Genomic DNA, 13,507 nt, shown 5'->3' with positions numbered 1-13,507 from the left:
GCTGGGCTGGGCTGGGCTGCGCGGATGAGTGGCGGCGACCAGAATTCCAACCGTATGCGGCGTGCCGATCCCGCGGAGCCGACCCCCTATCGCGCGACGCGTAGCTACCGCGCGGGCCCAAATGCAGATGGGAGCGGGCGTAGGTGGCGAGGGCGGGTGGGCCCGGTGGCGGGTAGCGCTGCGCGGATCGGGTGTGCGTTGTCCGATGACGACGCGTAGGACGCCAATTGCCAGCGCCGTGTCGAGCCTGCCGGCCCGATTTCCTGTCACGGGCGCGTGGCAGCAGCGCAGGGCGGCGCAAGTAGATGCAAGAGCGCGGGCGTGCCGAGGGAAGGCGGTCCGCCGGGCCTGGTCGGGCTGCGTGGATCGGGGTCGGCTGTCCGCCGACTTCGATCCTGGTCGCGAGCGCCGTAGCTCTTCAGAGGATCATGCCCGGAGCGGGGCAGCTTCGCGGGGCAGCGGACGCGGATCGGGCGTTTGCCGATCGGCGCGGCGGCGGGTGACCTTTCTTGCATGGGAAGGGTTTTTCCCGCGCCGGAACGGCCGGCCCTGCGGGGCAGGGGCCGGCCGGCCGGTGTTTATTCCGCCGCGGCTTCCTTCTTGGCGGCCGTCTTCTTGGCGCCCGTCTTCGCGGCCGGTGCCTTCTTTGCGGCCGCGGTCTTCGGGGCGGCGGCTTTCTTGGGTGCGGCCTTTTTGGCGGGCGCCTTCTTCTTGGTCTTGCCCTTGCTCGGCATGGCGGCGCGCGCGTCGATGAGCTGCGCGGCCTCCTCCAGCGTCAGTGCATCGGGAGCGATCGTCTTGGGCAGAGTGGCGTTGGTCTCGCCGTCGGTGACATAGGGGCCGTAGCGGCCCTCCATGAGCTTCAGCTCCGCCTCGGTGCGCGGATGCTTGCCCAGCACCTTGAGCGGTTCGCGCGAGCCGCGCTGCGGGCGGCCACCGCCGGCGGCGGCCTCCGCGAGCTTCACCACGGCGGCGTTCATGCCGGTTTCGAACACGTCGGCGGTGCTCTGCAACCGGGCGTACTTCCCGTCATGCTGCAGATAGGGGCCGTAGCGGCCGATCGAGGCGACGATGTCCTTGCCGGTTTCGGGGTGCTGGCCGATCGTACGCGGCAGGCTGAGGAGCTTCAGCGCCATTTCGAGGTCGAGCTCGCCCACATCCTTGGGGATCGAGGCGCGCTTGGCATCCTTGCCCTCGCCGAGCTGGATATAGGGGCCAAAGCGCCCCGACTTGCGCTCGACCGGGAGGCCGGTTTCCGGATCATGGCCGAGCTGTTCGGGCTCACCGCTGTCGCCGCCCTCGGCGCCCGCCTGTGCGAAGCGGCGGGTGTATTTGCACTCGGGGTAATTGGAGCAGGCGATGAACGCGCCGAAGCGGCCGCCGCGCAGCGCGAGCCGGCCATTGCCGCAATTGGGGCACAGCCGTGCATCGCTGCCGTCCGCGCGATCGGGGAAGAGATAGGGCGCGAGGAAGGCGTCGAGCTGTTCGGTGACTTCGCTCGGCTTGAACTCCATCACCTCGGCGGTGCGCGGCTTGAAATCGCGCCAGAAGCTTTCGAGCACCGCCTGCCATTGCGCGCGGCCGCCCGAGACGTCGTCCAACTCCTCTTCCAGCTCGGCCGTGTAATCATAGCCGACGTAGCGTTCGAAGAAGCGCTCGAGAAACGCTGTCACGAGCCGCCCGCTCTCCTCGGCGAAGAAGCGGTTCTTCTCGACGCGGACGTAGGCGCGGTCCTTCAGCGTCTTGATGATCGAGGCGTAGGTGGAGGGGCGGCCGATACCGAGCTCCTCCATCCGCTTGACCAGCGAGGCCTCGGAGAAGCGCGGCGGCGGCTGGGTGAAATGCTGCTCGGCGTCGACCAACTTCTTGGCGGGCGAATCGCCGTCGCGCATCCGCGGCAGGCGCTTTGCATCCTCGTCGGCGCTATCGTCCTGCCCCTCTTCGTAGAGCGCAAGGTAACCGGGGAAGAGCACGACCTGGCCGGTCGCGCGCAGCACGTTGCGCCCCGTCCCATCCGCCATGTCGACGGTGGTGCGCTCCATCCGCGCCGAGGCCATCTGGCTGGCGAGCGCGCGCTTCCAGACGAGTTCGTAGAGGCGGGCATGGTCGCCCGAGCCGACGCGATCGCGGCTGAAATCGGTCGGGCGGATCGCCTCGTGCGCTTCCTGCGCGTTCTTTGCCTTGGTCTGATACTGGCGCGGCTTGTCGGGCACGTAGCTCGCGTCATAGCGGTTGGCGATCGCGCCGCGCGCGGCATCGATGGCGCTGCCGTCCATCTGCACGCCGTCGGTACGCATATAGGTGATCGCGCCATCCTCGTAGAGCTGCTGCGCGATCCGCATCGTGTGGTCGGCGGAGAAGCCGAGCTTGCGCGCCGCCTCCTGCTGCAACGTCGAGGTGGTGAAGGGCGGCGGCGGGTTGCGCGTCGCGGGCTTGGTCTCGACCCGCTCCACGGTGAAGCGCCCGGCCTCGACCGCCGCCTTCGCCTTCAGCGCGTCGCCCTCAGTGCCGATCGACAGGCGATCGAGCTTCTTGCCGTCCCATTGCACGAGGCGTGCGGTGAAAGGCGTGCCGTCCTGCTCCATGGCGGCGGTGACCGACCAATATTCCTGCGCACGAAACGCCTCGATCTCACGCTCGCGATCGACGATCAGGCGAAGCGCGACCGACTGGACGCGGCCGGCGGACTTGGCGCCGGGCAGCTTGCGCCACAGCACCGGCGACAGCGTGAAGCCGACGAGATAGTCGAGCGCGCGGCGGGCACGATAGGCGTCGATGAGGTCGGTATCGAGCTCACGCGGGTTCGCCATCGCCTGAGTCACCGCCGGCTTGGTGATGGCGTTGAAGGTGACGCGGTCGACCTTCTTGGGCAGCGCCTTGCGCTTCGCCAGCACTTCCTGGACGTGCCAGCTGATCGCCTCCCCCTCACGATCAGGGTCGGTGGCGAGGATCAGGCGGTCGGCATCCTTGGCGAGATCGGCGATCGCCTTCAGCTGCTTGGCCTTGTCGGCGTAATTTTCCCATTCCATCGCAAAGCCGGCGTCGGGATCGACCGAGCCGTCCTTGGCCGGCAGATCGCGGACATGGCCGTAGCTCGCGAGAACGCGAAAATCGGAGCCGAGGTATTTTTCGATGGTCTTCGCCTTTGCGGGCGATTCGACAATTACAAGCTGCATTGGCGCCTAACTAGTGATCCTCACACGTATGCGCGAGGGTGGAGAGCGCCGGCCCCCGCCGTCAAGCCGGCGTTCTCCCTATTTCAGGCGCGGTGGATTGGTATGGCACGCCAGGCGAGGAAGAAGCCGAGGCCGAGGAGAAGGTCGATCGCGCCGAACAGCAGCACCGGCGCCGGCGCCTTGCCGGAGGCAAAGAGCAGGAGCGCGGGCACGCCGAACGCGAGCTTTTCCGCCACCGAGGGCAGCATCAGCGCGCGGTAGCGGACGGGATCGCCGGCGATCACCCAGAAGACGAGCTGGAAGGCGGCGGCGGTGCCGATGAAGCCATAGGCCACCAGCTCCGCCCCCGCCGGCTGCGGCAGGAGATATTGCGGCAGCAGCGCGACGAGGCCGAAGATCGCCGCGCCGCGGAACCACCAGGATATCCAGCGCGGTACGCCCGCCGCCGCGATGCCGCCGGCCATCAGGCGGCCTGCGCGGCGCGTTCGGGGGTGAATTCCACTTCCAGCCGGCGGACGGCGTGGACGAAATTGTTGGGCGCGATGTCCATGTCGCCGGTCCAGCGGATGTCGGGGAAGCGGGCGAAGATCTGGCGGTACGCTTCCTCCAGCTGCAACTGGGCGGTCATGCGGCCGATGCAGATGTGCGGGCCGTGGCCGAAGGCGATGTTCTTTTCGGCATTGGCGCGGGTGATGTCGAAGCGGTCGGGATCGGGGAACATCTTCGGGTCACGATTCGCCGCGCCGTAATACATGATGACCTTTTCGCCCTCGGCGATCCTCTGCCCCTCGATCTCGGTATCGCGGGTCGCGGTGCGGCGCATGTAGATGACCGGCGAGACCATGCGGGTGATCTCGTGCACCGCATTGGTCAGCAGGCTGCCGTCGGACTGAAGCCGCTGTTTCTCAGCCGGATTTTCGGTGAACAGCTTCATCGCGCCGGAGATCGAATTGCGCGTCGTGTCATTGCCGGCGAAGACGATCAGCAGCCAGGCGCCGTCGAGGTACGGATCGGGCAGCGGATCGCCCTCCACCATGGCATTGGCGATCGCGCTCATCAGGTCGGGCTGCGGATCGGCGCGGCGCTTGGCCAGCATGTGGCGACCGTATTCGAACATCTCGGCGATGTTCTTGTTGAACATCTCGATGAAGGCGAGGATCTGCGGGCTGAGCTCGCCGCCGCTGGCGATTTGCTGCGCCTGTTCGGTCGCGACCTGCTGCGCCATTTCGAGGAAGTGGATCCAGCCGATGAAGCGCTCGCGGTCGGCCTCCGGCACGCCGAGCATTTCGCACAGGGTGAAGATCGGCAAGCGTTGCGAGAATTTCTCGACTAGGTCGCATTTGCCGAGCGGGGCCATCGTGTCGAGCAGGCGGGTGACCTCGGCCGAGACGCGGGCGCGCAGCCCCTTCATGTAGCTGGCGGTGAAATAGGGCATGTGCTCGCGGCGCAGCTCCCGGTGGGGGCGGCCGTCGAGGTTGATCATCGAGTTGGTCGAGGCGGAGAAGAGCACCGGGTGACGCGTTTCCTGCGGGCCGAGCGCCATCAGGATGCCGCCCTTCTCGCTGCTGAACGTCTCCGGATCGCCGTTGACGCGCTTCACGCCATCATAGCTGGTCACCGCCCAGAAGCCGATGCCGTTGCCCGGCATCGGATGCCACATCACCGGCGCTTCCTCGCGCATGCGGCGGAAATCGTCCCACGGCTGGCCGGCGGTGAAGCGCTTGATGTCGATGAGGTCTGCGCCGGGGATCGTCGGATATGCCTGGTCGAAGGTCGGGCCCTGCCGGCCCTCGATGATGTGATCGCTGACGAGATGCATGGTCGGTCTTCTCTGGCTGGCGGAGGGAGGGTCAGGTGAGATCGGGGGAGAAGCGGATGTTGCCGCGCGCAAGGCCCTGGGTGACGACCTCCAGCCCGCCGGACTTCACCATCCATTCGAGCCGGTGGTCGCGATATTCCCGCTTGAAGAGGCCCTGTTCGAGGAGCTTCGCGACATCGCCCATGCCGCCGGTGGAGGCGGTCGCGGCGGCATCGGCGACGGTGTCGCGCACCGACGGGCGATCATTGGCGCGGGCGAGCCAGTCGGCGAGCTTCGATCCCGGCGCTGGCGGCACGCCGTGGCCGGCGGAGCCGTTGAGGTAGGGCACGACGCTGAGGTCGCCCCAGCCGAAGCTGTCGCCGTTGAACCAGGGTCGATCGCCGAGCGCGCGTTCGAGCCAGGCGTGGTAGCCGCGGATCTGCTCGGCTGCCTTGGTGGCGAGGCTTTCGCCCAGCGGACCCTCGGCGCGGCGGAACCAGCGCAATTCGCTGAGGCCCCAGTTCACCGCCTCGAGATGGGTGTCGACCACCTCCTCGATCATCCGCACGCGGGCGCGATCGGCGGGGGTGGCGGGGAGCAGCGCCGGGTCGGGCCAGTAATCCTCGATATATTCGAGGATGATGGTCGAATCAAAGATGGCGGTGCCGTCATGGAGCAGCGCGGGCACCTCCGCGCGCGGATTGGCGGCGAGGAAATCCCCCGCGGCGCCGCCGACCCCGATCCCGCCGGGCACCGCCGTGTCGAAGGGAACGCCCTTCTCGCGCAGCGCGATCTTTACCTTCTGCGCGTACGGCGACAGCGGGTGATCCCACAAAGTGACGGTCATGCCGCACCCTCCCCATAACTTTTGTTGTGGAAGAGGCTATGCGGCAGCGACGGACAAATCCAGTCCTATTTCGCTACTTTCACTTGTGTCGGCGACGGCGCCTGCGGAAGCTGGACCGCGCGATCCAGATGCCGATCGCGAGCAGGGCGATCGGGGTGAGCCAGAGCGGCAGGGTGACCGCGCTCATCGGCGGATCATAGGTCACGTAATCGCCGTAGCGGGCGACCAGCCAGTCGCGGACCTGCGTCGCATTGTCGCCGGCGGCGATCCGCTGGCGCACCAGGCTGCGCATGTCGCCGGCCATGTCGGCGTCGCTGTCGGCGATCGACTGACCCTGACAGACGAGGCAGCGCAAGGTTTCCATCAGCGCCTTCGCCTCCGCCTCCTTGGCGGGATCGCGCAGCTGGACGTTGGCGTAATCGGCCGGCGGACGCGTCTGCGCAGTCGCGGGGCCGGCGAGCGCGAGCAGGCTGGCAGCGAGGGCGGCGAGCATGCGGGGCAGAAGCGCGCTCACCGGGCGTTGCGCCATGCCTCGGCCAGCGCGGCCACGTCATCGTCGCGGATGTCGCCGACATGCTGCTTCACCACCACGCCCTTCCCGTCGATCACGAAGGTTTCCGGCACGCCGGAGGAGCCGAGCGAGAGCTGCACCTGGCTATCCCGATCATCGCCGATCCGCTGATAAGGGTCACCGTGGCGGGCGAGGAAGGTCGCGATGGCGGGGCCGGTGTCGCGGATCGCGACGGCGTCGATCGGAATGCCCATCGCCTTCAGCTTCATCAGCTGCGGCGCCTCCGCGATGCAGGGCACGCACCAGCTGGCGAAGATGTTGAGGAGGCGCGGCTGGCCGGTCCTGAGATCAGCGGGCGCGAGGCCGGGCTTGCCCGGGACGATCGGCGGCAGGGTGATGTCGGGCACGGGCTTTCCCACCATCGCCGAATAGACCGTCCGGTCGCTCGGCCGACGCAGCTCACGTACGGCGAAGCCGGCGAGGACGAGGAACACGACCAGCGGTAGCCAGAGGAGCCAGCGCTTCATGCCCAGGCGAGCGCCTCCGCCGCCTCATCCGCGCGCTTCTTCTGCCGGCGATCGCGCAGCCAGTGGCCGAGGATCGACAGCGCGCCGCCCAGCGCGATCAGCCCGCCGCCATACCAGATCAGCGTCACCCAGGGTTTCCACCACAGCCGCAGCTGCCAGCGGCCCGCGCCATCGGGCTGGCCGATGACGGTGTAGAGCTGGCCGTCCGCGCTGGTGAGGATCGCGCTTTCGTTGGTGGTGGTCGGCGGGTTGGAGAAATAGCGCGATTGTGGGGCGAGGAAGGTGACTGGGCCGTCGCCGCGCTGCACCTCAAGCCGGGCCTCCAGCGCGGTCCAATTGTCGCCGATCACCGGGCGGATGCCGCGCAAGGTGACGCGATAGGGGCCGACGCGCGCCGGCTCCCCGACGCCGGCGGCGACCAGCGTTTCCTTGGTGTACGCCGAGGATGCGGCCATGCCGACGAGGCTGACCGCAATGCCGAGATGGGCGACGACCATGCCATAGACGAACAGCGGCGTGCGGCGCAGGTTGCGGCCGAACAGCGGCGCGACGCTGGCGACCGCGAGCCCGGCGGCCAACGCGATCGCGATCAGCGGCATGATGCCGATCCCGCCGCCGAACACGACCAGCGCCGCGGCGGTGAAGACGGTGGCGGCGATCGGCCAGGTCATCCGCTGCAGGAGCGCCTGCGCATCATCCTTGCGCCAGCGTAGCAGCGGCCCGACCGCCATGATCGCCACAAGGATGAGCGCGATCGGCCCGGCCGCCTTCTCGAAGAAGGGCGGGCCGACCGACAATTGCGTACCCATCGCGGCGGCGACGATCGGGTAGAAGGTGCCGATCAGGACGATGCCGAGGATGACCGAGAGGAGGAGGTTGTTGGCCACCAGGCTCCCCTCGCGGCTCAGCAGTTCGAACGTATTGCCCGCGCGCACCACACCGATACGCGTCGCGAAGAGCGCCAGCGCGCCGCCGATGTAGAGCGACAGCAGGATGAGGATGAACAGGCCGCGTTCGGGATCGACGGCAAAGGCGTGGACGCTCGTCAGAATGCCCGAGCGGACCAGGAACGTGCCGAGCATCGACATGGAGAAAGCGACCACCGCGAGCATCACCGTCCAGGCGCGCAGCCCATCGCGGGTGGCGAGCACGCTAACCGAATGGAGCAGAGCGGTTGCGGCAAGCCACGGCATCAGGGAGGCGTTCTCGACCGGATCCCAGAACCACCAGCCGCCCCAGCCGAGCTCATAATAGGCCCAGTAGCTGCCCGCGGTGATGCCGATCGTCAGGAATACCCAGGCGGCGAGCACCCAGGGGCGCATCGCGCGGGCGAAGGTGGGGCCGACGTCGCGGGTGACGAGCGCGCCGACCGCGAAGGAGAAGGCGACCGACAGGCCGACATAGCCGGCGTAGAGCGTCGGCGGGTGGAAGGCGAGGCCGGGGTCCTGCAGCAGCGGATTGAGCCCCTGACCGTCCGCCGGCGGATTGACCAGCCGCGCGAACGGGTTCGAGGCGAAGAGCAGGAAGGCGTAGAAGCCGAGCGCGATCAGCGCCTGCGCGCCGAGCGTCGCCGTCAGCGTGCGTTCGGCGAGGCGACGTTCGAGCGCGGCGACCGCGGCACCCGCGAGGCCGAGGATGGTGACCCACAGGAGCATCGACCCCTCATGGTTCCCCCAGGCGCCGGCGAATTTGTAGAGCCACGGCTTGGCCGAATGGCTGTTCGCCACGACCAAGGCGACCGACATGTCCGATTGGAGGAACACGCCGATCAGCGCGGCCATGGCGACGAGCGACAGCCCGCCCTGAACGATCGCGACGGGGCGCACCGCCCTGGCGAGCGTATCGTCGCCGCGCCTCACCGCCAGGGCAGCGAGCAGCAATTGCATCGCCGCGAGCGCGGCGGCGAACCACAGGGCGGCGAGGCCGACTTCCGCCATCATGCGGGCATGCCCGCTGCGCGCGTGGGGACGCCCGCCGCGCGCGCGGGTGGGGCCACGATCATGTCAGCCACCGCCGCTCACCTGCTGCTCAGCGCTCATAGGCCTTGGGCAATGCGCCTTCGGTCGGCACCAGATAGCGATCGCGCAGCTGCGACTGGCGCGAGCGCATCGGTTGGGGCTGGCCATCGATCCACACCGCGGTCGGCGCGGAGGCAATCTCCAGCGGGTCGCCGTCCCACAGCACGACGTCGGCGCGGCGGCCGGCGCGCAGCGAGCCGAGTTCATTGTCCATGCCGAGCGCGGCGGCCGGGCCGGAGGTGATCGCGGCGAGCGCCTCGCCCCAGGTCAGGCCGGTGTGGCCGGGCACGCGGGTAATCGCGACGAGATTGCCGGCATATTGGCGCAGGTTATGCTCCCCGCCATTGTTGCCGGTCGAGGCGAGCGCGACCTGAACGCCGGCGGCGCGCATGCGGCCGACGTTGGATTCGGCCGCGCCGAGCGATTCGAACTGCGCCGGCAGATCGGCAAGCGCGGCGGCGATGACGGGGACGCGGGCGGCGGCGATCTCACGCGCGACCATCCACCCCTCGGTGACGCCGGTCAGCACCAGCTTCAGCTTGGGATATTCACGCGGCAGCGCGAGGACGGTCAGGATGTCGCTCGCACGTTCGACATGGACGACGAGCGGCACGCTGCCGTCGAGCACGCGCAGCAGCGCCTGCGCGTCGCCGCGCTTGACCATCGAATCCTTTTCGCGGCCACCGAAGGCGGCGGGGTTGCGGCGATAATCCTCCGCCTGCGCCAGCGCATCGCGCAGCGCAGCATAGGCTGCCGGGCGGCTGCCGCCGGCGAGACGCCCGCCGGCTTCGCCAAGCTCGACGAACTGGAAGGCGCGCGGGCGGGTGACGGCATTGGGATCATTGCCGAGATCGATCACCGCGCCCTGGCCGGCGAAGATCGAGTTGGATGCCTCCGGCGCGACCAGTGCGCGGGTGACGCCGCCCAATCGCTCGTTGGCGATCTTCACCTCGGCCGGGTTGATCGAGGTGGAGACATCGATCGCGGCGTTGAACGGTCCGGTGCGTGCGCCCGTGTCATTGCTTTCGCGCACGCCGCCGGCATCGCTGATGCCGAGATCGCTGAAGCCGGCGATGAAGCCCGGCGCGACCCATTTGCCGCTGCCGTCGATCACCTGCGCGCCCGCGGGCACCGCGACGCCGCTGCCCGCGGCGACGATGCGGCCGTTCTGGAACACGATCGTGCCGTTTTCGACCGGGGCGCTGCCATCGCCGACCGCGATCGTCGCATTGGTGATCGCGACCGTCTGCGCGGCGACCGGGCTCGTCAGCATCGTGGCGAGGAGGAGGAAAGCGCGCTTCACTTGACGTCTCCCGAACCGGGCTGGCCAAGCTCGAAGTCGCTCACCGGGCGACGCTTGGGATCATTGGCATCATAAAGGAGCGCGCCGTCGATCCACACCTTTTCCGGGCGGGTATAGACGCTGTACGGATCGCCATTCCAGAGCACGACATCGGCCATCTTGCCGGGGACGAGGCTGCCGGTCTGGTCGGCGATGCCCATCGCCTTTGCGGGGCCGAGCGACAGCCACTTCCACGCCACTTCCGGCGCGATGTTGATGCCGACGCGGCGACCGCTGGCGAGCACCTTCGCGACTTCCTGGTTCAGCCGCTGAATGCCGTTTTCGTCATCCGAGTGGATCATCGCGCAGGCGCCGGCATTTTCGAGGATGGCGAGGTTTTCGCCGATCCCGTCATAGCTTTCCATCTTGAAGCCGTACCAATCGGCCCAGACCGCGGCGCAGGTGCCGTTCGCCTTCAAGAGGTCAGCGATCTTGTACGCCTCGACCGCGTGGTGGAAGGCGGTGACCTTGTAGCCGAACTCCTTCGCCATATCCTCGACGATCGCCATTTCGTCGGCGCGGTAGCAGTGGTTCTGGATCAGGATCTCGCCCGCCAGCACGCCGCGCAGCGTGTCCATCGCGATATCGCGCGCGGGGGGCTCACCGCCGTCGGCCTCATACTTGTCCCACTTGCGGCGATAATCCTGCGCCTTGGCCCAGGTCGCGCGGTCGACCGCGATATTGCCCATGCGGGTGGAGGGCTGGCGGTTCTTCGAGCCGTAGACGCGCTTCGGGTTTTCGCCGCAGGCCATCTTCAGGCCGTAGGGCGCGCCGGGGAATTTCATGCCCTGCATGGTGCGCGAATAGACGTTCTTGAGCGTGACCGAGCGACCGCCCATGAGGTTCGCCGAGCCGGGCAGGATCTGCAGCGTGGTGACGCCGCCGTTCGCCAGCGCGCGGCTGAAGCCTGGGTCCTGCGGCCAGACGCTGTGTTCGGCCCAGACATCGGCGGTGATCGGGCTGGTCGCCTCGTTCCCGTCGCTGTGCGCCTGGACGCTGGGGGTCGGATAGTCGCCGAGGTGGCTGTGAATGTCGATGATCCCGGGGGTCACCCACTTGCCGGTGCCGTCGATCACCTGTGCATCCGCCGGCGCATTCACGCTGGCGCCCACCGCGACGATCTTGCCGTCGGCGAAGAGCACCTGGCCATTGTCGATCCGGCCGCCCTCGCCATCGTAGATCGTGACGTTGCGCACCACCGTCGGCACGCCCGGATAGGCGCGGTAGGTGGAGGGGTAGGGATCGCGCGAATAGGGCTTGGCCGGCGCCTTGGACGAGGCGGTCTTGGGGCGGGCATCGCCCTGCGAGCAGGCGACGAGCGACAGCGCGGCGACGCCGGTCGCGAGCAAGCGCCCGGCGGTAAGGGTGCGGAGGGTCATGGACGCCGTGATTGGACGGACGCGGGGCGGAAGACAAGCGCTTAGCCGCCGCCCCGGAACAATCCGCCGCAATCCGTCGCAATCAGCCGGCGCGGCCCGTCAGGTCGCGCTGTCGAGCGTTTCCACGACGAGGCGATCGTTGGTGTAGACGCAGACCTCCGCCGCGATCGCCATCGCCTTGCGGCAGATCGTCTCGGCGTCCTTTTCATAATCGACCAATGCGCGGGCGGCGGCGAGTGCGAAATTGCCGCCCGAGCCGATCGCCGCAATGCCCGCCTCCGGTTCCAGCACGTCGCCGTTGCCGGTCAGGATCAGCGTCACGTCCTTGTCGGCGACGATCATCATCGCCTCCAGGTTGCGCAGATATTTGTCGGTGCGCCAGTCCTTGGCCAGCTCCACCGCGGCGCGCATCAGATGGCCCTGATGGCGTTCGAGCTTCGCCTCGAGCCGTTCGAACAGGGTGAAGGCGTCGGCGGTCGCGCCCGCGAAGCCGCCGATCACCTTGCCTTCGGGGCCGAGCGTGCGGACCTTGCGCGCGTTCGGCTTCATCACCGTCTGGCCCATCGATACCTGGCCGTCGCCCGCGACGACCACTTTCCCGCCGCGACGCACCGACAGGATCGTGGTGCCGTGCCAGACGGGCATGCTGCTTTGTTCACTCATGGCGCGCGATGTAGGGTGGATGGCGGGCGTGGAACAGACCCCCGGACGCCGGCACGGCAGGGTTTTGCGGGGGCCAAACTTCCCGAACCTTGCGCACAGGAGGGAGAGAAGAGGTCACCGCGCCTTTGCCTTCCCCCATTCGCGCGCGACGGTGTAGCCGAGATAGCCGGTGGCGAAGAGCGCGTAGAGCGGCTCCGGAATGCCGGAGAGATAGGCGTTCATGCCGCTGGCGATGACCCGTGCGGTCGACGGGCTGACGGCGGCGATGATCCCCATCGGGATCGACCAGAGCAGCAGCACGTACATGACGTAGAGGAAGCTCGGCCGTGCCCGGCTGGTCCAGGGATCGGGCGATTCCGCCTCCGCCAGCACAGCGGCCATCTGTGCCTTCAGCCGGTCGAGTTCCTGCGATCCTTTGAGGCGGAGCAATTCGAGCTTCGCCGCCTCGCGCGCCTTGGGATCGGGGATGATCTTGTCGATCAGCCCGGCGACCGGGCCGATGATGGTATCGAGCAATGCCATTTTGCCTTCTCCTTCAGGCGAGGCGGTTGGCGAGCCAGCCGTAGAGGAATGCCTCGTTTGCGGGGCGGCGCTCGGCGAGCGAGACGTAGCGTTCGCCCTGCAGCGCCTCGAGCGCCTTGAGCAGCACCGTCTCTCCGGCCGCGCCGCGCGTCGCGAGGAAGCCGTCGAGCGCGCCCAGCGTCTGCGGACCGATGCGGCCGTCGAGCAATATGTCCGGGTAATCGCGTGCGCCGCGATTGAGCGCGTTCAGCGCGCGCTGGAGGAAGGCGACGGCGACCGCCGGCCCCATGTTGACGCCGGTGTCGAACAATTCGGCTGCGATGCTCGGCGCGCGCTGCGCCACGTCATCGATCCGGGGGCGCTGCCAGTAGATGCGGCGGTAGATGACGGCGGCGGCCTCACGCGCGAAATGGCGCATGTCGCCGGCATAGCCGTTCGCGCGGGCCACCGCCTCCGTAATGCCCCAGCGAGTCGCGCCGCCGCGGTCCGCCGGATGGTGGACGTAGCCGCCCTCACGGTCGATCACGCCGTTGATGAGATCGTCGATCATATTCCTCTCCTGCGTTGGAACAGAAGAAGAACATAGGCGCGTTGGAGGTAAGCGTCCGGTAAGCCGCGTGTTGTTCAAGCCGGCGTAGCCGTTGATGTCTGGACCTGTGGTGGTCTCCTTCTGGAGTCCAGAAGGAGGTCAGGAGATGGGGCGGATGGAGGTCATCACCCGGAC

The 13,507-nt window shown here is 68.2% G+C and carries 12 protein-coding genes; all 12 read right to left on the bottom strand.

The genetic code is table 11. The features are described 5' to 3' along the window. Positions 1-578: 578 nt before the first annotated feature. The 12 genes from topA to CA236_RS18070 all read right to left on the bottom strand — a co-directional run bounded on the left by topA (position 579) and on the right by CA236_RS18070 (position 13,333). The gene (topA, locus tag CA236_RS18130) at positions 579-3,176 is read right to left on the bottom strand and encodes a type I DNA topoisomerase (RefSeq protein ID WP_125946671.1); all 2,598 of its coding nucleotides are present in this window, start codon (positions 3,174-3,176) and stop codon (positions 579-581) included. 83 nt (positions 3,177-3,259) lie between these two features. Continuing rightward, entirely contained in the window at positions 3,260-3,640 is a 381-nt protein-coding gene (locus CA236_RS18125) for a hypothetical protein (protein ID WP_125946670.1), read from the bottom strand. Beyond that, positions 3,640-4,995, bottom strand: a complete 1,356-nt coding sequence (locus tag CA236_RS18120; RefSeq protein ID WP_125946669.1) for a cytochrome P450 — start codon at positions 4,993-4,995, stop codon at positions 3,640-3,642. Before CA236_RS18120 ends, CA236_RS18125 begins: the two co-directional genes overlap by 1 nt. 31 nt (positions 4,996-5,026) lie before the next feature. Then, on the bottom strand, positions 5,027-5,821 hold the full coding sequence (locus CA236_RS18115; RefSeq protein ID WP_125946668.1) for a glutathione S-transferase family protein: 795 nt from the start codon (positions 5,819-5,821) through the stop codon (positions 5,027-5,029). A gap of 79 nt (positions 5,822-5,900) precedes the next feature. Then, positions 5,901-6,314, bottom strand: coding sequence for a cytochrome c-type biogenesis protein (locus tag CA236_RS18110; RefSeq protein ID WP_241212746.1), 414 nt, complete (start codon positions 6,312-6,314; stop codon positions 5,901-5,903). A 17-nt stretch (positions 6,315-6,331) separates the two neighbouring features. Beyond that, entirely contained in the window at positions 6,332-6,859 is a 528-nt protein-coding gene (locus CA236_RS18105) for a DsbE family thiol:disulfide interchange protein (protein ID WP_046407989.1), read from the bottom strand. After that, complete coding sequence (locus CA236_RS18100) at positions 6,856-8,799, bottom strand: heme lyase CcmF/NrfE family subunit (protein WP_125946666.1); 1,944 nt, start codon at positions 8,797-8,799, stop codon at positions 6,856-6,858. The genes CA236_RS18105 and CA236_RS18100 overlap by 4 nt, the downstream gene beginning before the upstream one ends. 88 nt (positions 8,800-8,887) lie before the next feature. After that, positions 8,888-10,180 carry an amidohydrolase family protein gene (locus tag CA236_RS18995; protein WP_206430623.1) on the bottom strand — a complete coding sequence of 431 codons (1,293 nt, stop codon included), beginning with the start codon at positions 10,178-10,180 and terminating at the stop codon, positions 8,888-8,890. Then, positions 10,177-11,598: an amidohydrolase gene (locus CA236_RS18085; protein ID WP_046407994.1), complete on the bottom strand. Its 1,422-nt coding sequence runs from the start codon at positions 11,596-11,598 to the stop codon at positions 10,177-10,179. Before CA236_RS18085 ends, CA236_RS18995 begins: the two co-directional genes overlap by 4 nt. A 99-nt stretch (positions 11,599-11,697) precedes the next feature. After that, a complete protein-coding gene (hslV, locus tag CA236_RS18080) occupies positions 11,698-12,243 on the bottom strand; it encodes an ATP-dependent protease subunit HslV (RefSeq protein ID WP_082102736.1) in 546 nt (181 codons plus the stop codon). 132 nt (positions 12,244-12,375) lie between these two features. Beyond that, positions 12,376-12,783, bottom strand: coding sequence for a holin family protein (locus CA236_RS18075; protein ID WP_125946663.1), 408 nt, complete (start codon positions 12,781-12,783; stop codon positions 12,376-12,378). A 13-nt stretch (positions 12,784-12,796) separates the two neighbouring features. Beyond that, complete coding sequence (locus CA236_RS18070; protein ID WP_125946662.1) at positions 12,797-13,333, bottom strand: glycosyl hydrolase 108 family protein; 537 nt, start codon at positions 13,331-13,333, stop codon at positions 12,797-12,799. Positions 13,334-13,507 lie beyond the last annotated feature (174 nt).

Origin of the sequence: Sphingomonas sp. ABOLG, from assembly GCF_003950435.1 — a bacterium.
Lineage (GTDB): Bacteria > Pseudomonadota > Alphaproteobacteria > Sphingomonadales > Sphingomonadaceae > Sphingomonas > Sphingomonas panaciterrae.
The sequence above is the reverse complement of the archived record's forward strand: the minus strand, read 5'-3'. Positions and strand labels throughout refer to the sequence as shown.

Excerpts from the sequence above, each read along its gene's own strand:
- CA236_RS18075 (WP_125946663.1), bottom strand. The coding sequence starts at position 12,783 with ATGGCATTGCTCGATACCATCATCGGCCCGGTCGCCGGGCTGATCGAC.
- hslV (WP_082102736.1), bottom strand. The coding sequence starts at position 12,243 with ATGCCCGTCTGGCACGGCACCACGATCCTGTCGGTGCGTCGCGGCGGG.
- CA236_RS18115 (WP_125946668.1), bottom strand. The coding sequence starts at position 5,821 with ATGACCGTCACTTTGTGGGATCACCCGCTGTCGCCGTACGCGCAGAAG.
- CA236_RS18100 (WP_125946666.1), bottom strand. The coding sequence starts at position 8,799 with ATGATGGCGGAAGTCGGCCTCGCCGCCCTGTGGTTCGCCGCCGCGCTC.
- CA236_RS18085 (WP_046407994.1), bottom strand. The coding sequence starts at position 11,598 with ATGACCCTCCGCACCCTTACCGCCGGGCGCTTGCTCGCGACCGGCGTC.
- CA236_RS18105 (WP_046407989.1), bottom strand. The coding sequence starts at position 6,859 with ATGAAGCGCTGGCTCCTCTGGCTACCGCTGGTCGTGTTCCTCGTCCTC.
- CA236_RS18120 (WP_125946669.1), bottom strand. The coding sequence starts at position 4,995 with ATGCATCTCGTCAGCGATCACATCATCGAGGGCCGGCAGGGCCCGACC.
- CA236_RS18070 (WP_125946662.1), bottom strand. The coding sequence starts at position 13,333 with ATGATCGACGATCTCATCAACGGCGTGATCGACCGTGAGGGCGGCTAC.
- CA236_RS18110 (WP_241212746.1), bottom strand. The coding sequence starts at position 6,314 with ATGCTCGCCGCCCTCGCTGCCAGCCTGCTCGCGCTCGCCGGCCCCGCG.
- topA (WP_125946671.1), bottom strand. The coding sequence starts at position 3,176 with ATGCAGCTTGTAATTGTCGAATCGCCCGCAAAGGCGAAGACCATCGAA.
- CA236_RS18125 (WP_125946670.1), bottom strand. The coding sequence starts at position 3,640 with ATGGCCGGCGGCATCGCGGCGGCGGGCGTACCGCGCTGGATATCCTGG.